General features: G+C 31.8%; 26 protein-coding genes. 14 read left to right on the forward strand and 12 right to left on the reverse strand.

Annotated elements, in window-relative coordinates:
• Positions 1-73: 73 nt before the first annotated feature.
• From J2X17_RS06120 to J2X17_RS06130, 3 genes are all read left to right on the forward strand, one after another.
• Positions 74-925 carry an aldose 1-epimerase family protein gene (locus tag J2X17_RS06120; protein ID WP_310295675.1) on the forward strand — a complete coding sequence of 284 codons (852 nt, stop codon included), beginning with the start codon at positions 74-76 and terminating at the stop codon, positions 923-925.
• Positions 926-935: 10 nt separating this feature from the next.
• Entirely contained in the window at positions 936-1,484 is a 549-nt protein-coding gene (locus J2X17_RS06125) for a GNAT family N-acetyltransferase (RefSeq protein WP_310295677.1), read from the forward strand.
• A 132-nt stretch (positions 1,485-1,616) separates the two neighbouring features.
• Positions 1,617-2,174 (forward strand): DUF3575 domain-containing protein, encoded by a 558-nt coding sequence (locus J2X17_RS06130; RefSeq protein WP_310295679.1) that lies wholly within the window; start codon positions 1,617-1,619, stop codon positions 2,172-2,174.
• On the opposite strand, the gene J2X17_RS06135 is transcribed toward J2X17_RS06130, so the two are convergent.
• Positions 2,171-2,392 (reverse strand): VF530 family protein, encoded by a 222-nt coding sequence (locus tag J2X17_RS06135; RefSeq protein ID WP_310295681.1) that lies wholly within the window; start codon positions 2,390-2,392, stop codon positions 2,171-2,173. The genes J2X17_RS06130 and J2X17_RS06135 overlap by 4 nt on opposite strands.
• Positions 2,393-2,609: 217 nt before the next feature.
• Between J2X17_RS06135 and smpB the strand changes: the two genes are divergently transcribed.
• From smpB to J2X17_RS06150, 3 genes are all read left to right on the forward strand, one after another.
• Positions 2,610-3,065, forward strand: a complete 456-nt coding sequence (smpB, locus tag J2X17_RS06140) for an SsrA-binding protein SmpB (RefSeq protein WP_073393742.1) — start codon at positions 2,610-2,612, stop codon at positions 3,063-3,065.
• A gap of 84 nt (positions 3,066-3,149) precedes the next feature.
• Positions 3,150-3,791, forward strand: a complete 642-nt coding sequence (locus J2X17_RS06145) for a hypothetical protein (RefSeq protein ID WP_310295683.1) — start codon at positions 3,150-3,152, stop codon at positions 3,789-3,791.
• A gap of 88 nt (positions 3,792-3,879) precedes the next feature.
• The gene (locus J2X17_RS06150; RefSeq protein ID WP_310295686.1) at positions 3,880-4,881 is read left to right on the forward strand and encodes a helix-turn-helix domain-containing protein; all 1,002 of its coding nucleotides are present in this window, start codon (positions 3,880-3,882) and stop codon (positions 4,879-4,881) included.
• Between the two features lie 26 nt (positions 4,882-4,907).
• Here J2X17_RS06150 and J2X17_RS06155 read toward each other — a convergent pair whose 3' ends face one another.
• Positions 4,908-5,549 (reverse strand): protein-L-isoaspartate(D-aspartate) O-methyltransferase, encoded by a 642-nt coding sequence (locus J2X17_RS06155; RefSeq protein WP_310295688.1) that lies wholly within the window; start codon positions 5,547-5,549, stop codon positions 4,908-4,910.
• 143 nt (positions 5,550-5,692) lie between these two features.
• Here J2X17_RS06155 and J2X17_RS06160 point away from each other — a divergent pair, with 143 nt between their 5' ends.
• The 8 genes from J2X17_RS06160 (at position 5,693) to J2X17_RS06195 (ending at position 12,922) form a co-directional block, all read left to right on the forward strand.
• Entirely contained in the window at positions 5,693-6,658 is a 966-nt protein-coding gene (locus J2X17_RS06160) for a Gfo/Idh/MocA family protein (protein WP_310295692.1), read from the forward strand.
• 90 nt (positions 6,659-6,748) lie between these two features.
• Positions 6,749-7,636: a 3-hydroxyacyl-CoA dehydrogenase family protein gene (locus J2X17_RS06165; RefSeq protein ID WP_310295694.1), complete on the forward strand. Its 888-nt coding sequence runs from the start codon at positions 6,749-6,751 to the stop codon at positions 7,634-7,636.
• Positions 7,637-7,647: 11 nt separating this feature from the next.
• On the forward strand, positions 7,648-8,307 hold the full coding sequence (locus tag J2X17_RS06170) for a YggS family pyridoxal phosphate-dependent enzyme (RefSeq protein ID WP_310295696.1): 660 nt from the start codon (positions 7,648-7,650) through the stop codon (positions 8,305-8,307).
• Positions 8,308-8,465: 158 nt separating this feature from the next.
• The gene (locus tag J2X17_RS06175) at positions 8,466-8,702 is read left to right on the forward strand and encodes a four helix bundle protein (protein WP_310295698.1); all 237 of its coding nucleotides are present in this window, start codon (positions 8,466-8,468) and stop codon (positions 8,700-8,702) included.
• Positions 8,703-8,804: 102 nt separating this feature from the next.
• Positions 8,805-10,166 (forward strand): exonuclease domain-containing protein, encoded by a 1,362-nt coding sequence (locus J2X17_RS06180; RefSeq protein WP_310295700.1) that lies wholly within the window; start codon positions 8,805-8,807, stop codon positions 10,164-10,166.
• Positions 10,167-10,195: 29 nt separating this feature from the next.
• Entirely contained in the window at positions 10,196-11,035 is an 840-nt protein-coding gene (locus J2X17_RS06185; protein ID WP_310295702.1) for an ion transporter, read from the forward strand.
• A gap of 156 nt (positions 11,036-11,191) precedes the next feature.
• Positions 11,192-12,112: a tRNA (adenosine(37)-N6)-dimethylallyltransferase MiaA gene (miaA, locus tag J2X17_RS06190; RefSeq protein WP_310295703.1), complete on the forward strand. Its 921-nt coding sequence runs from the start codon at positions 11,192-11,194 to the stop codon at positions 12,110-12,112.
• A 63-nt stretch (positions 12,113-12,175) separates the two neighbouring features.
• Entirely contained in the window at positions 12,176-12,922 is a 747-nt protein-coding gene (locus J2X17_RS06195) for an acyl-[acyl-carrier-protein] thioesterase (RefSeq protein WP_310295706.1), read from the forward strand.
• Positions 12,923-12,973: 51 nt separating this feature from the next.
• Here the strand turns inward: J2X17_RS06195 and J2X17_RS06200 are convergent, their stop codons facing one another.
• From J2X17_RS06200 to J2X17_RS06245, 10 genes are all read right to left on the reverse strand, one after another.
• Entirely contained in the window at positions 12,974-13,690 is a 717-nt protein-coding gene (locus tag J2X17_RS06200) for a response regulator transcription factor (RefSeq protein WP_173967634.1), read from the reverse strand.
• Positions 13,691-13,693: 3 nt separating this feature from the next.
• A complete protein-coding gene (locus tag J2X17_RS06205; RefSeq protein ID WP_310295709.1) occupies positions 13,694-15,280 on the reverse strand; it encodes a sensor histidine kinase in 1,587 nt (528 codons plus the stop codon).
• Positions 15,281-15,339: 59 nt separating this feature from the next.
• Positions 15,340-15,936, reverse strand: a complete 597-nt coding sequence (gene coaE, locus J2X17_RS06210; RefSeq protein ID WP_310295712.1) for a dephospho-CoA kinase — start codon at positions 15,934-15,936, stop codon at positions 15,340-15,342.
• Position 15,937: 1 nt separating this feature from the next.
• Positions 15,938-16,936 carry a glycosyltransferase family 2 protein gene (locus tag J2X17_RS06215; RefSeq protein ID WP_310295714.1) on the reverse strand — a complete coding sequence of 333 codons (999 nt, stop codon included), beginning with the start codon at positions 16,934-16,936 and terminating at the stop codon, positions 15,938-15,940.
• Positions 16,937-17,061: 125 nt separating this feature from the next.
• Positions 17,062-18,252: an enoyl-ACP reductase FabV gene (fabV, locus tag J2X17_RS06220; RefSeq protein WP_310295716.1), complete on the reverse strand. Its 1,191-nt coding sequence runs from the start codon at positions 18,250-18,252 to the stop codon at positions 17,062-17,064.
• A gap of 107 nt (positions 18,253-18,359) precedes the next feature.
• A complete protein-coding gene (recN, locus tag J2X17_RS06225) occupies positions 18,360-20,012 on the reverse strand; it encodes a DNA repair protein RecN (protein ID WP_310295718.1) in 1,653 nt (550 codons plus the stop codon).
• Positions 20,013-20,066: 54 nt separating this feature from the next.
• A complete protein-coding gene (gene porD, locus J2X17_RS06230; RefSeq protein ID WP_310295720.1) occupies positions 20,067-20,951 on the reverse strand; it encodes a type IX secretion system protein PorD in 885 nt (294 codons plus the stop codon).
• A gap of 68 nt (positions 20,952-21,019) precedes the next feature.
• Positions 21,020-22,234, reverse strand: coding sequence for a bifunctional phosphopantothenoylcysteine decarboxylase/phosphopantothenate--cysteine ligase CoaBC (coaBC, locus tag J2X17_RS06235; RefSeq protein WP_310295722.1), 1,215 nt, complete (start codon positions 22,232-22,234; stop codon positions 21,020-21,022).
• 9 nt (positions 22,235-22,243) lie between these two features.
• Positions 22,244-22,561 (reverse strand): DNA-directed RNA polymerase subunit omega, encoded by a 318-nt coding sequence (locus J2X17_RS06240; RefSeq protein ID WP_007807938.1) that lies wholly within the window; start codon positions 22,559-22,561, stop codon positions 22,244-22,246.
• 9 nt (positions 22,562-22,570) lie between these two features.
• Positions 22,571-23,365, reverse strand: coding sequence for an outer membrane protein assembly factor BamD (locus tag J2X17_RS06245; RefSeq protein ID WP_310295725.1), 795 nt, complete (start codon positions 23,363-23,365; stop codon positions 22,571-22,573).
• Positions 23,366-23,464 lie beyond the last annotated feature (99 nt).

Consider the following 23,464-nt stretch of genomic DNA (forward strand, 5'->3'; position numbering starts at 1 on the left):
TTCCTAAATACTTAAATTTATAAAATATATTTACATCAAGATTAAAAACTAATTTCTTTCAATTACTATCATTTTGAATACAACTATTTCAAATTCAACACTAAAAGCTTCTATTAAACATAACGGAGCTGAATTATCTTCCTTAAAAGATAACCAAAACAAGGAATACATCTGGGAAGGTAATCCTGATTTCTGGGGAAAACACTCCCCCGTTCTTTTTCCTATTGTGGGCACTTTAAAAAATAACACTTATAGAATCGGTGAAAAAGAATATCAATTACCAAGACATGGTTTTGCTCGTGACATGGAATTTCAATTGATTCGTAAAACCGAAAATAGCGTTACTTTTTCGTTACAATCAAATGAAGAAACGCTGAAAAAATATCCTTTCGAATTTGAACTTCAATTGATTTATACTCTTGAAGAATCATCATTAATTATTTCTTATAATGTGATTAATAGAAATACCGCTAAAATGCCGTTTTCGATTGGAGCCCATCCTGCAATTGCTTTACCTGAAAATTTTGAGAGTTACGCTTTTAAATTTGAAAAGGAAGAAGTTTTAAAATATTCGCTTTTAGAAAATGATTTGATTTCGAATAAAACAGCAACTTTATTGACTACTAAAAATTTAGTTCCGCTGCGATATGACTTGTTTAAAAATGATGCTTTGATTTTTAAAACGCTGGAGTCAAATTCGCTTACAATTCTTGAAAACTCAAAACCGTATGTAAAAGTCGATTTTGAAAATTTTCCGAGTTTAGGAATCTGGACAAAAGAACAAGCACCATTTATCTGTATCGAGCCCTGGTTTGGCTATTCAGATACTCCTGAAAATTCAGGGGATTTATTCGAAAAAGAAGGGATTTTGATTTTGGATGCGAAACAGACATTTACTTCAAAATTTAGTATACAAATAGTATAATTTACAACAAATGCTAGAATTCAACTTTTCTCCTTTTCCAACTATAGAAACTGAACGTTTACTTTTAAGAAGAATTACCAATGACGACGTAAATGAAATTATCGAATTACGTTCGAATACTGAAACCATGAAATATATCCCAAGACCTTTGGTAAAAACTACCGAAGATGCTCTTGAGCATATTGCCATGATAGAGGAAAAAATCACAACCAATGTTGGAATAAATTGGGGAATTACATTAAAAGACAATCCTAAATTGCTCGGTATTATTGGTTATTACAAAATGCAGCCTGAAAACTATCGTGCTGAAATTGGATATATGCTGTCACCAGATTTTCATGGAAAAGGAATTATTCCGGAAGCAGTAAATAAATTAATCCGATATGGCTTTGATGATCTAAAATTACATTCGATTGAAGCTGTAATTGATCCTGAAAATCTAGCTTCTGAGAAAGTATTGCAAAAATGTGGTTTTGTTAAAGAAGCCCATTTTATAGAATCTGTATTTTATGAAGGTCGCTTTTTAGATAAGGTAGTTTACTCATTACTAGATAAATAAAAAACATATTGTTTTCCTACAGAAATAAAGCTTGTTAAATAATCTATTTTTATAATAGTAATTATGCTAATGCGTTATATTTGCACGCGAAATAAAAAACTAAGCCTTATTCTGATTCTGAAAACCTACTTTATGAAAAAAATACTTGTTTTACTTGTTCTTTTCTTTTCTATTCAAATGCAAAGTCAAACTTACTTAAAATTTAATGGTGCGACCGCCCTATTTTTAATTCCAAACATAGGGGTTGAAACGAGTATTGGAGCTAAGACTACATTGAGCGTTGATGTTATGGCTTCTTTCTGGGAATCTTTTAATGGGCATAATCCAATGAAATTTTATACCTTGACTCCTGAAATTCGTTATCACTTTAAAGAAAAATACGATGGTTTTTATGTAGGAGCCCACATTGGACCAGATATATACGAAATTCAAAAATGGAATTACTGGGATACTACAAAATATGAACATGGCTTTGGATATCGAATAGGAGCAACTGTTGGTTATAACGTTAAAATCAGTGATAAATTTTTATTAGATATTTTTGCCGGAGGCGGCTGGCATCAGGGTTTTTATCACGGTTATTACAACGACGGAACTCCGGGAAGATATGAAAAAGCTAAGCATTGGAATAAAAGTGGCGAATGGCTGCCATATCGAGGTGGCGTAATGCTTTCTTATAAATTAAACTAAAATTTAAAAAGCGATCTTATATATAAATCTTCTACTTTTTTACGGGCCCAATCTGTCTTCCTCAAAAATGTAAGACTAGACTTTATGCTCGGATTTGATGTAAAACATTTGATCGGAATTAATTCTGATAAAGTATCGAAGCCATAATAAGCAACTAATTTTTCTAATATTGCCTGAAGCGTTATTCCGTGTAAAGGGTCTTTAGATTGATTTTGCATTTTATATATTTAAAAGAATAATAAAAAGACCGTACTCAAAAAAGTACGGTCTTTCCTTTCTACAAAATTAATGAATTGAAATGTAAATCCTGACATCAATACGGAGACATAATTAATTCTTTATTTTTAATTGCTCTATTATAAGTTATCTATTAAAAAAATCTTTAATTATCTTCGTTTTACGAAAAGTTTTTCATTTTTATTTTACATTTGCAATATGTTAAAAACAGTCAATATACTTAATAAAAGAGCGCGGTTTGATTACGAGATAATCGATACTTATACTGCCGGAATTGTCTTATCTGGAACTGAAATCAAATCTATACGCTTAGGGAAAGCTAATATCACGGAGAGTTTTTGTGAATTTAGCAACCTCGAACTTTTCGCCATCAATACTTACATAGAAGAGTATTCTTTTGGAAATCAGTTCAATCATAAATCCAGAAGTGAGAGAAAATTACTTTTGAATAAGAAAGAATTAAAAAGTCTACACAAAAGTGTTCAGGCTAAAGGATTAACAATTGTACCTTTAAAATTATTCACAAATGAAAAAGGACTTGCCAAACTACAAATTGGTCTTTGTAAAGGAAAGAAAAACTACGACAAACGTGAATCATTAAAAGAACAGGATACAAAACGCGACCTGGATCGAATTAAAAAAGCTTATAATTAAAAAACTATTACTTTAAATTTCCTCTAAAGGAGTGCTAATTAATATTTTATCGTTATTTTTATACAAACAATATAACTGTAAAATATGAAAAAGTACTTAGTTTTGTTAATCGCCGTATTGGCACTTTCAAGTTGTGGTAGTAATACTTCTATTGTAAATAGCTGGAGAGATCCTGATGTAACTGTTGCTCAGGAACAATTTAAAAAGGTTTTAGTTGTTGCCTTAGTAAAGGATGAGGCATCGAGAAGAGTTACTGAAAACAGAATTGCTTCAAGCAGTCAAATATTCAAAACTTCTTATCAGTTTTTAAACGAAAGCACTAAAGAATTTACCAAAGAACAAAAATTAAAGATTTTACAAGACGAAAACTTTGACGGGGTTGTTACAATGCGTTTAGTAAGTACTGAGAAAGAAACAAATTACGTTCCAGGTACATATACCGGTATGTATTATGGAGGTTTTGACGGAATGTACACAGGAATGTATGGTTACGGATTCGGAAACTGGTACGGAATGTATTCTCCAAATTTTTACGATCCGGGATATTATCAGGAAACTACATCTTATATGGTAGAGACCAACATCTTTTCATTAAAACAAAATAAGCTTATCTGGACAGGAACTACAAAATCAGAATATGTAACTGATTTAGGTCAGACTATTGATGCCATAATGCAGGCAGTAGTTGGAGAAATGAAAAAAGACGGTTCTTTACCTAAAAAATAAAGATTACAAAAAGCAATACTTAAATATTGCTTTTTTTACAATTAAAAAATTGACTAATTTTGTCAAGACAATTGAAAACATTTCTTTAATGAAGAGGCTTTTAAAAAATGCACGAGAGCAAAAGGGATTGAAAACTCGCGAAGTCGCTCAAATTCTAGGAATTGATCAGGCTTTGATTAGCAAGTTTGAGTCCGGAACAAGAAAACCAACAAAAGATCAAATCTCAAAACTTTCTCAATTATTAGAAATTGATTACGAAACTTTAATGATCGCTTGGTTAAAGGAGAAAATATTATATGAAATTGGCGATGAAGAGTTTGCATTAAAAGCGTTACTCCTTGTTGAACAAGAAATTCAGAATAACAAAAAAATAATTAATTCTATTGTTTTATCCACAATACAATCTGTTCTTAACGAAATTGAAATCTTAAAAAAACAAATACATTCGTTTCAACATTTTGACCTGCATCGAATTTCTAAAATATTGGAGTTAAATTTTATATCCGAAAGTAATCACTTAAATGGTAATTCATTAACATTTGAAGAAACAAAGTCAGTTATCAATGAAGGATTAACGATTCCAGGAAAAACTATGCGCGAACATCTTGAAGCCGTGAATCTTCATGAAACTATAGCATATATTAAAGATCTAAATCAGAAAAAATCTCCTATAAGCGAAAAAGAATTTCTTATAATTCATAATTTAATCTTACGAGGTATCAAACCTGAAAATTCAGGGAAATATAAAAATGATCCTATTATTATTCGCGAAATGAATTTGTTTTTTAACTGGTACGAAACCAATAAAAACAATCTACACCCGATACTCTTAGCTTCAGAGGCACATTTAAAGATTATGACTATTATTCCTTTTGAAAATGGAAATGTGCAAATTGCTAATTTATTAATGAATTGGATTTTACTGCAAAATGGTTATGTTTTCGCTACAATTCAAGGAAATAAGTTAGATGAATATTTATTTATTTTGGAGCAATGCCAAAACAAAAACGACAAATCACTTTTCATAAACTATATTCTGCAGATCGAAAAAGAAAATTTACTTCGTGCAATCGAATTGGTATCAAAATAAAAAAGCCCAACAATTGGGCTTTCTTTTTAATTTTTATCTTCTAATAAAGGAACAAATCGAAATTCTCCAAACTCGTGCTTTTCAAATTGCGTTTCGTTCTTACGAATTAACAATGTCATAATCTGAACATCTTCTCCTAGTGGAATTACTAACCTTCCCCCTATTTTTAACTGAGCCATCAAAGGCTGAGGGATAAATGGAGCGCCCGCCGTAACAATTATACTATCAAACGGTGCGTGATTTGGCAGCCCTTTGTATCCATCTCCAAATGACAAGTGTTTAGGACGAATATTTAATTTTGGAAATAAAATCGAAGTCTGTTTAAACAATTCATTTTGTCTTTCTACACTATAAACTTTAGCGCCAAGCATAAACAAAACAGCCGTTTGATAACCTGATCCTGTACCAATTTCCAAAATCTTATGATCTTTTTTTACCTCTAATAACTGCGATTGAAAAGCAACAGTATAAGGCTGCGAAATGGTTTGTCCCGCACCTATAGGAAAAGCCTTATCCTGATAAGCATAATCCTCAAAACTTGAATTTAGAAAAAGGTGTCTTGGGATTTTTTTTATCGCATCCAAAACCGCTTTATCAGTAATTCCTTTTTGTTCTAAAGTGCTTACTAACTGATTACGAAGTCCTTGATGTTTGGCAGTGTCTTTCAAAATGGGTGGGTTTTATTTTGGCAAAAATAAGAAAGTAAAAAAGAAATCAAATATTGATTTTTAATTATTAAATCGCTAAATCTTTATTGCATTAACTTTTACTTTCAACAAATAAATTATATTTTTGTTTAAAATACATTCTCATGTTAAAAGTAGGAGTTTTAGGTGCTGGTCACTTAGGTAAGATACATTTACGCTTATTACAACAATCTGACAAATACGAATTAGTTGGATTTTACGATGAAAATCAAGAAAACGCCGAAAAAATTTCAAAAGAATTTGGCTATAAAAACTTCAACACTATTGCAAAATTAATCCACGCTGTGGATGTAATCGATATTGTAACCCCCACTCTTTCACATTATAAATGTGCTAAAGTCGCTATCAAATCAGGCAAACATATCTTTATAGAGAAACCTATTGCTAATACTGTAGAAGAAGCTGAAGAAATTATTGCTTTGGCTAAAGAATACAATGTAAAAGGCCAGGTTGGCCATGTGGAGCGTTTTAATCCTGCTTTTATTGCGACTAAAAACATGATCGAAAACCCAATGTTTATTGAAACCCACCGTTTGGCTGAGTTCAATCCTCGTGGGACGGATGTTCCTGTAGTTTTAGACTTGATGATTCATGATATTGATGCGATTTTAAGTGTTGTCCATTCAAAAGTGAAAGATATTCATGCGAGTGGAGTTTCTGTTATTAGTGATACTCCTGATATTGCCAATGCCCGAATTGAATTCGAAAATGGCTGTGTAGCAAATTTGACTGCCAGCAGAATTTCAATGAAAAATATGCGTAAAACACGCTTCTTTCAAAGAGATGCCTATATTTCTGTTGACTTTTTAGAGAAAAAATGTGAAGTGGTTCGTATGAAAGATGCTCCCGAAGTTCCTGGAGATTTTGATATGATTCTACAAAATGCTGAAGGCGTAAAAAAACAAATTTATTTTACGAATCCGGATGTTGAGCAAAACAATGCTATTCTTGATGAATTAGAATCATTTGCGAATGCCATCAATACAGATACCACTCCGGTTGTAACTCTTGAACAGGCTACTGATGCATTGCGAGTGGCGTATCAAATTATCGACTGTTTCAATAAATAAGTAAAGAATCTCAAAAATAAAATTAGCCACGAACTCACAACAAATTGGTGAATTCGTGGCTAAAATCATAAATATAAATATCAAAAATAAATGAATACTATAGCTGTAATTGGTGCTGGAACAATGGGTAACGGAATTGCCCATACTTTTGCACAAAGTGGTTTTACCGTAAAACTAATTGATGTTTCTGAAAAATCTTTAGACAAGGGAATGGCAACTATTGCTGCTAACTTAGACAGAATGTTATCGAAAGGAACAATTACTCAGGAAGATGTTGCCAGAACAATTACTAATATTATTACCTATACAGATATTAAAGATGGTGTTGTTGGAGTTGATTTAGTTGTTGAAGCTGCGACAGAAAATGTAGAGTTAAAACTGAGCATTTTTAAACAATTAAACGAAGCTTGTTCTCATAATACTATTTTAGCAACCAATACTTCATCTATTTCAATTACACAAATTGGATCAGTTGTTGCACATCCTGAGCGTGTTATCGGAATGCATTTTATGAATCCGGTGCCAATTATGAAATTAGTTGAAATCATCAGAGGATACAACACTAGTGATGAAGTGACCAAAATCATTATGGATTTGTCTGTGAAATTAGGAAAAACTCCTGTTGAAGTGAACGATTACCCTGGTTTCGTAGCCAACAGAATTTTAATGCCAATGTTAAACGAAGCAATCGAAACGTTATACAATAAAGTTGCGGGTGTTTACGAAATTGATACGGTGATGAAATTAGGAATGGGTCATCCAATGGGTCCGCTTCAATTAGCTGATTTTATTGGGCTTGATGTCTGTCTTGCTATTTTAAACGTAATGTACGAAGGCTTCAAAAATCCAAAATATGCTCCTTGCCCATTATTAGTAAATATGGTGAGAGCCGGAAAATTAGGTGTAAAATCTGGTGAAGGTTTTTATGATTATAGTGAAAGTAAAAAAGCGGAGAAAATCTCTAAGCAGTTTTTATAAAAATAAATATCATGTCGATTCAATCGAATTTAAATACAATTAAAGAAGGTTTACCAGAAGATGTAACTCTTGTTGCAGTTTCTAAAACCAAACCTGTTTCTGACTTAATGCAAGCCTACGAAGCCGGCCAACGTATTTTTGGAGAAAACAAAATCCAGGAAATGACGGATAAATGGGAAGAAATGCCAAAAGACATTCAATGGCATATGATTGGTCATGTTCAGTCAAATAAAGTCAAATTTATGGCACCATTTGTGAGTTTGATTCATGGAGTTGATAGTTTGAAATTATTGCAGGAAATCAATAAACAAGCTTTAAAAAACAATAGAGTTATAGATTGTCTGCTTCAAATATATATTGCCGAAGAAGAATCTAAATTTGGTTTAGACGAAAATGAATTAAATGAATTATTATCTTCGCCAGAATTCAAAGAGATGAAAAACATTCGTATCTTAGGGTTAATGGGAATGGCAACTTTTACAGATAACCAAAACCAAATTAAAAAAGAATTTACACATTTGAAATCGATTTTTGATTCGATTCAAACCAGTGAAAATGAAAATTTACAATTAAATACAATCTCAATGGGAATGTCCGGAGATTACCAGCTTGCTATTGACTGTGGAAGCACAATGGTTAGAATTGGAAGCAGTATCTTTGGAGAACGCTAAATTTCAAAAATCAATTACAATATCAAAAGTCAATTACAATACTATTAATGGAGAAAATTTTCAATTTTGAAGATAGGTTGGTGAGATTTGCAGGAGAATGTATTTTCTTTACAAGACAATTAGAAAAGATCTTTGAAAATTAATATTATAAAAATCAATTGATTAGGTCTTCCGGAAGTGCATCTTTAAATTTTGGAGAAGCACAGGGAACAATAACTGATAAAGATTTTATTTTTAAAGTTTCATTGGTTGTAAAAGAGCTAAAAGAATCCAGAAACTCATTGAAAATTTTAGATTACATAAAAGAAGGCGATAATGATAAGCGCAATAAACTTCTAATTGAAGTTGAACAATTAATTGCGATTTCATCAAAAATGATAATTAATAAAAAATAAATTCAATTACAATGACAATGGCAATAACAATAACAATTTTCAGAAATTGAAATTGATTTTTGAAATTGATATTGCCATTGATTTTTGAAATTGACATTGAAAATGTACGCAATACTAGACATAGAAACCACTGGAGGCCAGTTTAATGAAGAAGGAATTACTGAAATCGCCATTTATAAATTTGATGGCCATGAAGTAGTTGATCAATTCATTAGTCTTGTTAATCCTGAAATTCCGATTCAGCCTTTTGTGGTGAAATTAACCGGAATAAATAATGCTATGCTGCGTTCAGCTCCTAAATTCTTTGAAGTTGCAAAACGAATTATAGAAATCACTTCAGATTGTATTATTGTAGCACACAATGCTTCTTTTGATTACCGAATCCTGCGTACTGAATTTAGACGTTTGGGATATGATTTTGAAGCCAGAACGCTTTGTACTGTTGAACTTGCCAAAAAATTAATTCCGGAACAACCTTCTTATAGTTTAGGGAAATTAGTGCGCGCACTCGGAATTCCAATGGCCGACAGACATCGAGCGAGCGGAGATGCAATGGCCACTACGAAGCTTTTCAAAATGCTTTTAGAAAAAGACTTAGAAAAAACGATCGTAAAAGATTTCATAAAGCTAGAAGTCGAAAAAGGTATTGCGCCAAAATTATTAGATCTTCTGAGCCAAATGCCGGCAAAAACAGGTGTCTATTATATTTACAACGAAGGCGGAACATTAATTTATATTGGCAAAAGCCAAAATATTAAAAAAAGAATCAATCACCATTTTACCGGGATAACCACTAAAAGCAAAAAAATTCAAGCTGAAGTTTTCACTATAACTTATGATGAAACCGGAAGTGAATTGATTGCTCTTTTAAAAGAAAGTGAAGAAATAAAAATTCACCGACCAAGACACAACCGCTCACAACGCAAGACAATATTTCAATATGCTTTGTATACCGAAAAAGATGCAAACGGATATATGCTTTTAAAACTTGAAAAAGCCGATGGGCGCAAAAAAGAAATCACTTCCTTTGCTACTTTGCAAGAAGGCAAAAATGCGCTTTTCAAGTTTACGGCAAAATATCACTTATGTCAAAAACTGACCGGATTGTATCAAACAAAAAAAGAATGTTTTCAATATAAAATCAAAGAGTGCGACGGTGCCTGTATTGGTGAAATAAGTCCCGAAATTTATAATTTACGTGTTCAACAATTCATTTCAGAAAACAGCTTTGAAAGCAAAAGTATGATTTTGCTTGACAGAGGAAGAAATGTAAACGAAAGAAGCGCCATATTAATCGAAAATGGTATTTATAAAGGATATGCATTTTATGATTTGAATTACCAAATCACAAATATTGATATTTTAAAAAATATTTTAATTCCGATGCAGCATAATCGTGACGTCAAAAACATTATTCAGAATTATATCAGAAAAACCAAGTCTCTCAAAATTCTCCATTTTTAAAATAGCCTAATTTTAATTATCTTAGTGAGATGACAAAAATGAAATCCAAATACGAAAGCTTTAGAGAAAAAATAAAAGTAGTTCTTTACGGAACAGATACCGTTTTAGGAAGACTTTTCGATTTAGTTTTACTCGGGTTAATTTTATTAAGTGTTCTTTTGGTAATGATGGAAACCGTTCAGGGAATCAACCAAAAATACCATTCCCAACTCATTATCTGCGAATGGATAATCACTGTTTTCTTTACCATCGAGTATATTTTACGTATTATTTCGATTCAAAAACCGATAAAATATATTTTTAGTTTTTATGGTATTATCGATTTACTTGCTGTACTGCCAATGTATCTATCCATATTTTTTCCAGGAGCGAGTATTCTGTCAGTAATAAGAGCTTTACGTTTTTTCCGACTATTCAAAATATTACATATTCCACAAATTTCACATCAGTCCGTACAACTGCGTGAGGCGATTGAAGCCAGTAAAGAAAAAATTCTTGTTTTTATCTATTTCGTATTGATCAGTACCGTAATAATCGGCTCCGTTATGTATATGATAGAAGGTAAAGAAAGTGGTTTTACCAGCATTCCGGTTAGCATTTATTGGACTATAGTTACCTTAACAACTGTGGGTTATGGAGATATTTCACCCATAACTCCTTTAGGTCAATTTGTTGCTTCATTCGTTATGATTTTGGGTTATGGCATAATTGCAGTCCCAACCGGAATTGTAACAGCTGAATTTGCTAAAAACAGCCTAAAAAACAATACAGTTAGCGGAAATAAAACCTGCAAAAACTGTAATTCACAAGTCCACTTTGATAATGCAAAATATTGCTACGAATGCGGAACAGAATTGCCGAATATTTAATTTTATGAAGCTATTCCAGCTGTACATTGCAACTCCTCCTTATCTTTGTTGTTTTTTTAAGGCATAAAAGGAGCTTCCGCTGGTCGCTCTTTTACCCCAAAAAAAACTAACAAATATAAGTCCGGGGTTTTCACTCCCATCTGGGCTAGAACAAATATGAAATACTTAATTACCATTGTCGGACCAACAGCTATAGGCAAAACTGCCTTGAGCATTGCTTTGGCACAACATTTCAATTGCGAAATAATATCTTGCGACAGCCGACAATTTTTTAGAGAAATGACCATCGGGACAGCAGTTCCAAATCAGGAAGAACTAAATTCGGCAACACATCATTTTATTCAAAACAAATCTATTTTCGAAAATTACACAGTTGGCGACTACGAAAAAGAGGCACTTTTAAAATTAGAAGAATTATTTCAGAAGAATAATTTTGTTATTTTAATTGGCGGCTCAGGACTATATGTCGATGCCGTTTTAAAAGGTTTTGATGAATTCCCGGAAATCAATCCTGAAGTTCGTTGTGAAGTGAGTTCAAATTATGAAAAACTCGGAATCAATTACTTACAAGAACAATTACTCAATTTAGATCCAGACTATTATCAAAAAATAACTTTAGAAAATCCACAAACACTTCAAAATCCGCAGCGAATGATGCGTTTTGTAGAAGTTTGTATCGGAACTCAAAAACCATATTCTTCCTTTTTAAATCAAAAGAAAAACAATCGAGACTTCACTCCTATTTTAATTGGTTTAGAAGCGGATAGACAAATAATTTACGAACGTATTAACCAGCGTGTTGATATTATGATGAACGAAGGTTTGCTGGAAGAAGCAAAAGCATTATATCCTAATAAAGCGTTAAATGCGCTTCAAACGGTGGGTTACAGAGAATTATTTAGTTATTTTGACGGAGAATTTTCATTATCCTTTGCCATTGAAGAAATCAAGAAAAATACCAGAAGATTTTCTAAAAGACAATTAACATGGTTCAAACGAAATGAAAACACAAAATGGTTTGATTATGCTACAGATAGAAAAGAAATTGTTAATTACATTAAAAATCTTCTTCAGTAAAATCAAAAATCTTTTTTCTATAATCTTTATTCTATTCTCTAAAAATAAATCTAAAATTCAGAAATGCCAATATCACCAAATTTTACTTCAGTTTTAAGCAAAGACTGGGAAATCAATTTTACTCAGTGTACACCAAATGGATTTTTAAAATATACAGATTTATGTAATATTTTACAACTTACCGCTGCTGCACATTCAGAAGTTGGCGGTATTAGTTTTTTTGACATGCAGGAATTTCATCAGGCCTGGGTTTTAAGCAGAATGCGTGTTGAAATCACAGCTTTACCAAAATGGCAGGATGTCGTTACAGTTAAAACATGGATTAACAGCTTGGAAAATTCCCGTTCTGTTCGTGCTCTTGAAATGTATGTAAATGGAAAGAAAATAGTCGGCTGCGAAACGTACTGGGCTGTTTTTAATACACAATTGCGACGTCCCGAAGCTTTAGCTTTACCGTACGAGCATTTTGAATTGTTTCCTGAAAACAGAGCAACGACAGAAGGTTTTTCTAAGATAAACATCAACCACGAAAAAGAAGCTGTTTTCGAAAAAACAGTTTATTTATCAGATCTTGATATTGTAAATCACGTAAATAATGTCAAATATTTAGAATGGTGTCTTGATCACGTCGATCCAAAAAGAATTTTAAAACAGGAAGTGAGAAGTTTCGAAATGAACTTCATGAAGGAGCTTTCGCTGAAGGACGAAGTTGTAATCCACGAAAGTGAAGATGATGATCATACTACAGCCACATTCAGCATTACAAAAGGCGATAAAACATGTTTCGCTTTAGAATTACATTGGAAATAAAACTAAAAAAGCCCTGATTTTCTCAGGGCTTTGCTTTTATATAAAAGTTACTTATTCAGCTACTTTGCTTTTCACAACTAATCTGAAACCTTCTCCGTGAATGTTTAAGATTTCAACATCTTCATCAGCTTTTAGATATTTTCTAAGTTTAGCTATGTAAACGTCCATACTTCTTGAAGTAAAGTAGTTGTCATCTCTCCAGATTTTTGTTAAGGCTAATTCTCTTGGCATTAAATCATTTTCATGAAGAATTAGCATTTTAAGCAATTCATTCTCTTTTGGAGATAATTTTATTGGCTCTTCGTTTTCAAAAGTTAAAAATCTAAGTTTAGAATTTAAGTGGAATTTACCAATATTAAACTCAAATTGAACTTGTTCTGCTTTTGTGTCCGCAGATTTTCTCTGAATAATAGCTTTGATTTTCATCAATAAAACTTCTGAATCAAATGGCTTATTCAAATAATCATCAGCTCCGGCTTTGTATCCTTTCAATACATCCTCTTTCATAGATTTTGCCGTCAAGAAGATAATTGGCACTTCACTATTCTTTTCTCTAATTTCTTTGGCTAAAGTGTAACCATCTTTATAAGGCATCATTACATCAAGAATACATAAATCGTATACATCTTTCTTGAATTTTTCGAAACCTTCCATACCGTTTTTAGCTAAAGTAACTTCAAAGTCATTTAACATTAGATAATCTTTAAGAACTGCCCCAAAATTAAGGTCATCTTCTACTAAAAGTATTCTTTTGTTATTATTTTCCATATTTTAATTTATTAATGGTATTTTTATTATAAAGGTGCTACCTTTTCCTTTTTCGCTTTCAACATATACTTGACCATTGTGGTCTTCTACAATTCTTTTTACATAAGCAAGGCCTAAACCATGTCCTTTAACGTTATGTAAATCTCCTGTATGTTCTCTGTAAAACTTCTCAAAAACTCTTTTTTGAGCAATTTTACTCATACCAAGACCATTATCTTTTACTTTTATCAGAATCATGTCTTTGACATTTTCTGTAAATATTTCAATTTCAGGAACATCAGGAGAATACTTTATAGCATTCTCTAAAATATTAACCAAAACGTTGGTAAAATGTACTTCATTTATCAAACACGTTGTTCTGGAAGCATTAAAATGCTTAACCACCGTACCATGCCTATCTTCTAAAATCAGATTAACATGTTCAATTGCATCATCAATAATATCATGAATTGCAGATGGTTCTTTCGTTATATCTAATTCTCTTTTTTCTAATTTTGAAATACGAAGAACGTTTTCAACCTGAGCATGCATTCTTTTGTTTTCATCCCTTATCATTTGAAGATAACGAAAAACTTTCTCCTTATCTTCTATAATTTTTGGATTCTTAATGGCATCCAAAGCCAAATTTATTGTCGCAATTGGTGTTTTAAACTCGTGCGTCATATTATTAATAAAATCCGTTTTAATCTCAGATATATGTTTTTGACGCAACAATTGATTCAATGCACTTGTGTAAGCTATAATTATAATAAGCGTAAAGACAATAGATAATATTGTAATACTTAATAATTCTGATAGTAAAAATTTCTTTTTATTTGGAAAAGTAATATACAATTCATACTTACTATTCCCTTCATTATCAGTATATATAGGTATCTGATAACTTGCATCTTTATCAATATGAAACCCATCAGATTTTACTTTTGTTGGTAAGCCACTATTAAGAACTCCAAATTCAAATTTGGTTTTGACACCATACTCTTCTAATTCTTTCTTTAATAATTTGTATAGTTTTTCTTTAGTAACCCTTCCCTCTAATGGTGTTAAAGATGCAATATCTTTATATTGAATTTGCTGCTGTACTTTATTTAAAATATCTAAATTCCCTGATTTTTCAACTCTTAAATCCGGTATAATACTTTGCCCTAAAGCATTATTATCAATACCATTATTGTTATTATAAACTTCAGTTACTCTTTTTGAACTAAAGTTCTTAAATCTTTCACTGCTGAACTTTTTATTAAAAAGCGAGCCGCTTATATCATAATCTTCAGAAGTCAGTGTGTTAGAATAAACAATTGTTTTATTCGTCTTGGTATTTCGCTGCACATAAAGAACCTCTAGTAAATCTTCTTTTTTAGGAATTTTACCAGTACTGTCTTTTATACGATTGTATTTATCATAAAAACTATATTCTTCCTGCTGTTCAAGCTTATCAGCGACATTTCCAATTACCTGTGTAACGTGGTATTTAAATTGTTCATCATTATTTTTGAACGAAGAGTTGAACCAAAATACCTGAACCAGAATGATCCCTATTAAGGATAAACTCATAAGTAAAACAAGTATTCTAAAAAATAATTTATTCATCGAAACAAAATTAATATTTTAACAATATACTAAATAATACATTAACCAAATATTAACATTTAAGACTGATTTTGTTTTATATTTAAAATTTTAAGAATTTTAACAACTTCTTCTTTAGCAATTTTAAGATTTACGTTATTAATAACAAAATTGCTCCTGGAAATTCGTTCTTCATCTTTCCATTGCATTTGCATTCTGTTTAAAACCTGCGATCGAGTGGTATTATCGCGCTTTAAGACTCTGTTTATTCTAACTTCTTCCGGTGCAGTAACGGTAATTATAATGTCACATTCTTTATATCGGCCGCTTTCAAATAAAATTGCCGTTTCATAAATTACATGTGAATAATTCTTATGCTTTAAAAGCCATTTTTCAAAATCATCTTTAACTGCCGGGTGTACAATACCATTTAGTTTTGCTAGTTTATCAGCATCTTTAAATACAATTTCAGCAAGTTTTGCTCTATTTAAAATATTATTTTCAAAAAGAATTTCGCCAAACTCCTGTTTTATCTTTTCTATAATATAGTCCGATTGCATTACTGCCCTGGCGCCATCATCGGCAATATATAGAGGAACTCCCATTTCTTTAAAATAGTTTGCAATGGTTGTTTTCCCACTACCAATTCCCCCTGTCAGGCCAATAACTTTTGTCATATTATATTTTAAAAAACATACGAGGAAAAGCTTCTTGTGGTTTTTTCTTCAAAAGAATCACTTTTACAAACGATTCCAAAAACCCCGTTCCATAACCATAAAATTGTTTCCAAACTGCAATTACAGATAAATAGCCAATTTTAATATTTTTATTCTGAATACTAGCTGTAAGAAAAATAATAACGAAATATACAAAATATAATTGTAATAAAATATCAATATTAAAAATTAATAGTAAAAAAGCTAATAATAATCCTAGTATAAAAAATGTTGGAAAGAAAAACGTTAACTTATTATGTTCTGGATACCAGCTATTTAGGATTGGTCTGGCTATTCCAAATTTATGAACCTGAATAGAAAACTTTTCCCAGTCAATTCTGCGTTTATGATACACATAAGCTTCTGAAAATAATCTGGTTTGAAAACCTAAATTCCATAAACGGATGGATAAATCCGGATCTTCTCCAGGGTGAATATTTCCAAAACCTTTTGATGCTTCAAATGCTTTTTTAGAAAGTCCCATATTAAAACTACGAGGCTGAAACTTGGTTATTTTTTCTGAACCACCACGAATTCCACCTGTTGTCAGAAATGAAGTCATGGCAAAATTGATTGCTTTCTGAATATTAGAAAAACTATCTAATGCTTTATCAGGACCTCCGAAACAATCTACATAATCTTCATTTAATGCTTTTCGTACTTCCGTCAAATAATTAGGCGGAATAATACAATCTGAATCAAAAATGATAAAATAATCTCCTCTCGCCTTTTGCATTCCAAAATTCCTAGAATCTCCCGGTCCTGAATTCTCTTTAAAATAATAAGAGATATTTAATTTTCCCTGATATGTCATCACAACATCTTTACATGGAATTGAAGAACCATCTTCGACAAGAACGATTTCAAAAGCTTCATTATAATCAGACTTTGACAAGCTTTCTAATAGTTCATCAACTTCGTCTGGGCGATTATACACGGGTATAATTAAAGAAAAAATCATAATGGGATATGCGGTATTAAAGTGGCAATTGTTTTAAATTTCAAAATTTTAACAAAGATATGTTATATTAACAAAAAAACCATTCGTCGTAACGAATGGTTTTCATTTATAGTGGTAATTTGTATTTATTTAATACTTTCTATTCCTACAACTTCATTTGCTTCCGCTTTATAATCAACTCCTGCAAATTCAAATCCGAATAAATTCAAGAAATCATTTCTATATCCTGCTAAATCTCCAATAGCTGGTAACGTTTCAGTTGTTGCTTCTTCCCAAAGTTTAGCCACTTTTGCCTGAACATCATCACGCATTTCCCAATCATCAATTCTGATTCTTCCTTTATCATCTGTAGGAACAGGTGATCCAGTATACAATCTGTCTTGAAACAATCGTTGAATTTGCTCAATACAACCTTCATGAATTCCTTCTTCTTTCATAATTTTATATAAAAGAGAAATATATAAAGGAATAACCGGAATTGCAGAACTTGCTTGTGTTACTAAAGCTTTATTTACAGACACATAAGCTTGTCCACCAATTGATTTCAAGCTATCAGTGATAGAAAATGCAGTCGCTTCCAAATGATCTTTTGCACGACCAATTGTACCTTTACGGTAAACTGCTTCTGTCAATGATGGTCCAATATAAGAATAAGCAACTGTTGTAGCGCCTGGAGCCAATAAATTTTCATCTTTTAAAGCATCCATCCACATTGCCCAGTCTTCACCGCCCATTACGGCAACTGTATTTTCAATATCTTCTTCATTTGCCGGAGCAATAGAAACTTCAGTAACATTTCCTGTGTGAAAATCTACTGTTTTATTTGTAAAAGTTTGTCCGATTGGCTTTAAAGTCGAGCGATGTAACACTCCTGTCTTAGGGTTTGTACGCACTGGCGAAGCTAAACTATAAATAACTAAATCAACCTGACCTAAATCAGCTTTAATTAAATCTAATGTTTGTCTTTTTATTTCGTTTGAAAAAGCATCTCCATTGATACTTTTTGCATATAAACCTGCTTTATGTGCTTCAGTTTCAAAAGCAGCAGAATTATACCAACCCGGTGAAGCTGTTTTTCCTTCAACTGGCGGCTTTTCAAAGAATACTCCAATTGTTGCAGCATCAGATCCAAAAGCACTTGTAATTCTAGAAGCCAAACCAAAACCAGTAGATGCGCCAATAACCAATACCTTTTTAGCACCGGCGATTGAACCTTTTGATTTTATATATTCTATTTGATTTTTAACATTTTGCTCGGCTCCTTTTGGGTGGGCTGTCAAGCAAATAAAGCCTCTCATTCTAGGTTCTATAATCATATTTTTATTGTTTATTCGTTCATTTGCTACTCATTAAAGTGAGGTAAATGATTAGCTTATTTACGTTTTGTGAATTCGTTTTAAGATGACAAATATAAAGTATTTCTTTAGTTCAACAAGGCTTTGGCATGATTTAAAGCTGAATCTGAGACAACTGCTCCGGATAACATCTGAGCAATTTCGATAACTCTTTCGTCCTGAGACAGAAGCTTTAATTCTGATTGCGTGTCGTCGCCCACCGTTGACTTGAAAACTTTGAAGTGCGAATCTCCTTTTGCGGCAATTTGAGGTAAATGGGTAATAGCAAATATTTGCATTTTCGCACTCATTTCTTTCATGATTTCTCCCATTCTGATTGCAATTTCCCCAGAAACTCCTGTGTCTATTTCATCAAAAATTAATGTTGGTAATTTTGAATATTGAGCTAAAATTGCTTTTACAGCCAACATTATACGCGACATTTCTCCTCCCGAAGCGACTTTTTTCAATAATCCAAAATCAGTTCCTTTGTTCGCCGAAAATAAAAATTGCAATTCGTCTTTTCCATTTTGAAAATAAGTTTCAGATGGCAAAAGTTCCATTTTAAAACGAACGTTTGGCATTCCTAAAGTTTCTAGAACCGAAATTAATTGGTTCGATAAAACCGGTATTGCATTCGATCTGTTTTGGTGAATTGAATCAGCAAAAGCATCCAATTCTATAACTTTTTGATCTATTGATTTTGTTAAGGAAGCAATTTCTTCTTCGATATTACCTAACTCAACAACAGCATTTTCTAATTTTGTCTGAATTTCCAATAATTCATCAACCGAAATTACCTGATGTTTTTTCTGCAAATTATAAATCAATTGTATTTTTTGATTTATCAATTCCAGCTTTTCAGGATCATTTAATAATTTCTCAGAAACGTTTTGCATTTCTCTCGAAACATCATCAAATTCAATTGCAACACTTGTGACTCTTTCTAACAAGCTTTGATATTCTGGCGAAAAAGCAGCTATTTTTTGCAATGAAGTTTTAATTTCATTCAAATTATGAAAAACCCCAAATTGTTCTTCATTAGCAATTACCAAAGACTTATCAATAGCTTCTTTTATAACTTCAACATTATTCAGTTTTTCAAAATCAGCTTCTAACTCTTCCTGTTCCCCGGATTTCAATTTAGCAGCAACTAATTCATTCAATAAAAAAGTGTTGTACTCCTGCTCTTTTCCTGAATCACTTTGTTTTTTTAGCAAAGCATTCAGTTTTGATTTATCCGATTTATAAGTTTTAAGTAATTTTTGGTACGATGCAATTACTTCAAAATTATCAGCTATAGCATCTATTATTTTAAACTGCACATTTTCGTCTGATAATTCCTGAGTTTGCTGTTGCGAATGAATATCAATCAAAAACAAACTTAAATCTTGCAATTCCTGAAGATTTACTGGACTGTCATTTATAAAAGCACGAGATTTTCCTGAAGGCAAAATTTCTCTTCTTATAATAGTTTCATCTTCATAATCAAGATCATTTATCTCAAAAAACTCTTTTAAATTGTATTTAGAAATTTCAAATTGTGCTTCAATTACACATTTTTCTTCCTTATTTTTTAATGAAGTTAAATCGGCTCTTTTTCCTAAAACCAAACCTAGTGCGCCTAATATAATTGATTTACCAGCCCCCGTTTCACCTGTAATTATAGAAAACCCTTTTGAAAAATCAATTGACAATTTTTCAATCAAAGCATAATTTTTAATCGACAGCGAAGTAATCATAGGATAAATAGGTAAATATAAAAGTTAATGAAGTAGTAAAAATCGAAAAAGCAATTAATATTTAATTTGCGACCATTTGGTAGTGTTCAAAGGAGAAACCTTATTCAATACATCTGTTAAATCAGTAACCGGTATACTGGGCCCTCCTGAAAAAACAGAAACAATCTCATCTGATTTTGCATCAAAAAACACTCTCGTTAAAAATGCATTTGGTTTAACCGAATTAAATTTACCAATAAGCAATAAAGAAGATTTAATCCTTTCTTTTGCTCCTTTTAAATCGTCGCTCATTTTATCCAAACCAGTATTATACAAAAATGTTACCTGACGTAAATCGCTGTACATTGGTGAAATCATATCTGTTATTAAATAATAACGATTCTGAATTCCGTCAGCCTGGCTCCAACCTTTAAAACCACCTTGCTGAGCAACGTTTGCAATGTTTTGCGCTGTTTCAAAATAAGGGTTTCCTGCTCCCATCTGAAAAGAATCAGCATCCATTCCTAAAATCAAATAGCTGTAAAAAGAAACTACAGATACTAAATTTGATTCGTAAGTTGTTGGATTAAATAACAATGGTTCGTATTCCGTATATCGGAAGCTAAAATCTTTATCATTAAAATTTAATATTGGAGAAGAATATGTCGAATTAAAGATCAATCTTGATGACTGTACCTGAATTGTACCTGAAAACTGATCTGAATTATTTGATGACAATGTAATATACATAGAACAATTGATACGCTCGTTTTGTTTTAAAATTGATCCAGTCCAATCTGTTTTGTTTACAAACTCCGACAAGGAAGTCTGAAGTGTCTTAAAAACCTGCTGATTCGGATTTGGCAACCTTTCAGTATTGATAGTTACGGTACAATTTAGCTGTTGTGCCTGCGCAAAGCCAAAAATTAAAAACGCTAAAAGAGTAACTATTTTTTTCATACAACGAAAATATTTTGGTTTAAAGGCAGATAATTAAGCTAATCCTGGTTGATTGTACTTTGATTATTTTATGTTTCCAAAAAATGTAAAATTACTTTATTTAAAATATCAACTGCAACAGATTCTTTTGATTTTAGTTCCATAGGTTCGATTTCAAAATTCCTGTCAATAAATGTAACTTTATTGGTTTCTTTTTTAAAACCTGCACCTTCATCCTGCAAAGAATTAAGAACAATCAAATCTAAGTTTTTTTTCCGAATTTTCAGCTTAGCATTTTCAATTTCATTTTGAGTTTCTAAGGCAAAACCAATTAAAAATTGATTTTTTTTGATTGCTCCTAATGATGCTAAAATATCTTTTGTTTTTTCAAGTTCAATAGAAAATTCGTCGGCGGCTTTTTTAATTTTTTGCGTAGCAACTGTCTTAGGCTTATAATCAGCAACTGCTGCTGCTGCAATAGCAACATCAACATCATTAAAACGTAAATGACAAGCATCATACATTTCCTGAGCAGAAACTACATTCACAACTTCAATCGAAGTATTTTTCACTTTGTAATGTGTTGGTCCGGAAACCAAAATAACTTTTGCTCCTAAATTAGCTGCTGCATTTGCGATATCAAACCCCATTTTACCCGAGGAATGATTTCCAATAAAACGCACGGGATCTATTGCTTCGTATGTTGGGCCTGCAGTTATAAGTATTTTTTTTCCTTTTAATGGTAATTTACTCTCTAAATCTGCTTCAAGAAAAGCAATGATATTCTCTGGCTCAGCCATTCTTCCTTCTCCGGATAAACCGCTGGCAAGTTCCCCGTTTTCAGCAGGAATCATAATATTACCAAATTGTTTTAAAGCTGTAAAACTACTTATTGTAGAAGGATGTTTATACATATCCAAGTCCATTGCCGGAGCAAAATAAACCGGGCATTTAGCCGATAAATAAGTAGCAATTAAAAGATTATCACAGTTTCCAGTAGCCATCTTAGACAGCGTATTTGCTGTTGCAGGAGCAATTAATATTAAGTCGGCCCAAAGTGCCAAATCAACGTGATTGTTCCAAACAGCATCTTCATCATCCTGATTAAAGAAAGTGGAGTGTACAGGATTTTTTGATAATGTAGACAACGTAAGTGGAGTTACAAAATCCTTAGAAGCAGGTGTCATTATCACTTGGACATGTGCACCTGCTTTTATAAAAAGTCGTACTAATGAGGCTGTTTTATAGGCTGCAATTCCACCGGAAACTCCCAGCAAAACTTTCTTACCGTTTAAAACTGACATTATACTATATTATTTGTTTGAACCTCTGTGGTAAGTTTTACCGTCTAACCATTCCTGAACAGCCAGCGCGTGTGGTTTTGGTAATTTTTCGTAAAATTTAGAAACTTCAATTTGTTCTTTATTTTCAAAAACTTCTTCAAGACTGTCATTATAAGTAGCAAACTCCTCTAATTTCTCAGTTAATTCTTTTTTAATTTCAGAATTAATTTGATTTGCTCTTTTAGCCATAATGGTAATTGCCTCATACACATTTCCTGTTGGCTCTTCAATAACAGTTTTATTATATGTTATTGTATTTACAGGAGCATTCGTCTTTTTTAAATCCATGACTTTATTTTATTTAGTAAATTTTTGTAAATCTGTTTCAACTCTGGCGTACATTTCGTCTGCCTGTTTTTTATATTTTGTGTCGCTTTTAAACTTTATCAGGTTATTATAAGCCACTTTTGCAACATTCAAACGCTCTTCCATTTTTTGCGGAATACTGTTTATTGCTAATTGATATGCAGAATCATATTTATAGAACAATGCATCTTCTTTTAAAGGTGTTCCTGGAAAATCAGCAATAAAATTATCAAAAGCAATTAACGCTGATTTATAATCTGAAATAGTATTATATCCTTTAGCATTTTCATATGCTTTTTTCTCTAATTTACCATTAAGAACTTTAACAGTTTCATTAGCCTGAGCAATATATTCAGAGTTTGGATAATTATCTATAAATGTCTGTAATTTTTCTAATGCTTTTACAGTATCAGCCTGATCTAAGCTGTAAACAGGAGCTAATTTTGAATAGCTATACGCTCCTAAAAACGCAGCTTCCTGCACTTTTTCACTACGTGGATAACCTGAAACAAAGCTTTCGAATTGATAACCGGCTAAATAATATTGATGTGTTTTGTAATAAGACTGCGAAAACATGTAAAAAAGTTTTTCAGCCTGAGGTTTACCTCTATATGAAGGTGCTAATTGTTCAAAAAGACGGATTGCTTTTGAATATTTTCCTGCATCATACATCTGAGTCGCTATTTCAAATTTTGCGGCAACATCATCATTTTTTAATGCCTTTTGATAATCACTACAAGAACAAAAAAGGACAACAACAATTAATAGAGATACTATTTTTTTCATTTTCTTACTTTTATTATGATTTCTCAGACAATTATGCCAAAGCAAAATCACACCGAAGTTCCGGTGGCAAATTTAGTTATTAATTTAGCTACTACAAAA

Source organism: Flavobacterium aquidurense (assembly GCF_031458035.1).
Classification (GTDB): domain Bacteria; phylum Bacteroidota; class Bacteroidia; order Flavobacteriales; family Flavobacteriaceae; genus Flavobacterium; species Flavobacterium aquidurense_C.

Bases quoted from the DNA above. Each gene is read 5' to 3' on its own strand.
- J2X17_RS06125 (WP_310295677.1), top strand. From the start codon at position 936: ATGCTAGAATTCAACTTTTCTCCTTTTCCAACTATAGAAACTGAACGT.
- J2X17_RS06130 (WP_310295679.1), top strand. From the start codon at position 1,617: ATGAAAAAAATACTTGTTTTACTTGTTCTTTTCTTTTCTATTCAAATG.
- J2X17_RS06135 (WP_310295681.1), bottom strand. From the start codon at position 2,392: ATGCAAAATCAATCTAAAGACCCTTTACACGGAATAACGCTTCAGGCA.
- smpB (WP_073393742.1), top strand. From the start codon at position 2,610: ATGTTAAAAACAGTCAATATACTTAATAAAAGAGCGCGGTTTGATTAC.
- J2X17_RS06145 (WP_310295683.1), top strand. From the start codon at position 3,150: ATGAAAAAGTACTTAGTTTTGTTAATCGCCGTATTGGCACTTTCAAGT.
- J2X17_RS06150 (WP_310295686.1), top strand. From the start codon at position 3,880: ATGAAGAGGCTTTTAAAAAATGCACGAGAGCAAAAGGGATTGAAAACT.
- J2X17_RS06160 (WP_310295692.1), top strand. From the start codon at position 5,693: ATGTTAAAAGTAGGAGTTTTAGGTGCTGGTCACTTAGGTAAGATACAT.
- J2X17_RS06165 (WP_310295694.1), top strand. From the start codon at position 6,749: ATGAATACTATAGCTGTAATTGGTGCTGGAACAATGGGTAACGGAATT.
- J2X17_RS06170 (WP_310295696.1), top strand. From the start codon at position 7,648: ATGTCGATTCAATCGAATTTAAATACAATTAAAGAAGGTTTACCAGAA.
- J2X17_RS06180 (WP_310295700.1), top strand. From the start codon at position 8,805: ATGTACGCAATACTAGACATAGAAACCACTGGAGGCCAGTTTAATGAA.
- J2X17_RS06185 (WP_310295702.1), top strand. From the start codon at position 10,196: ATGACAAAAATGAAATCCAAATACGAAAGCTTTAGAGAAAAAATAAAA.
- miaA (WP_310295703.1), top strand. From the start codon at position 11,192: ATGAAATACTTAATTACCATTGTCGGACCAACAGCTATAGGCAAAACT.
- J2X17_RS06195 (WP_310295706.1), top strand. From the start codon at position 12,176: ATGCCAATATCACCAAATTTTACTTCAGTTTTAAGCAAAGACTGGGAA.
- J2X17_RS06200 (WP_173967634.1), bottom strand. From the start codon at position 13,690: ATGGAAAATAATAACAAAAGAATACTTTTAGTAGAAGATGACCTTAAT.
- J2X17_RS06205 (WP_310295709.1), bottom strand. From the start codon at position 15,280: ATGAATAAATTATTTTTTAGAATACTTGTTTTACTTATGAGTTTATCC.
- coaE (WP_310295712.1), bottom strand. From the start codon at position 15,936: ATGACAAAAGTTATTGGCCTGACAGGGGGAATTGGTAGTGGGAAAACA.
- J2X17_RS06215 (WP_310295714.1), bottom strand. From the start codon at position 16,936: ATGATTTTTTCTTTAATTATACCCGTGTATAATCGCCCAGACGAAGTT.
- fabV (WP_310295716.1), bottom strand. From the start codon at position 18,252: ATGATTATAGAACCTAGAATGAGAGGCTTTATTTGCTTGACAGCCCAC.
- recN (WP_310295718.1), bottom strand. From the start codon at position 20,012: ATGATTACTTCGCTGTCGATTAAAAATTATGCTTTGATTGAAAAATTG.
- porD (WP_310295720.1), bottom strand. From the start codon at position 20,951: ATGAAAAAAATAGTTACTCTTTTAGCGTTTTTAATTTTTGGCTTTGCG.
- coaBC (WP_310295722.1), bottom strand. From the start codon at position 22,234: ATGTCAGTTTTAAACGGTAAGAAAGTTTTGCTGGGAGTTTCCGGTGGA.
- J2X17_RS06240 (WP_007807938.1), bottom strand. From the start codon at position 22,561: ATGGATTTAAAAAAGACGAATGCTCCTGTAAATACAATAACATATAAT.
- J2X17_RS06245 (WP_310295725.1), bottom strand. From the start codon at position 23,365: ATGAAAAAAATAGTATCTCTATTAATTGTTGTTGTCCTTTTTTGTTCT.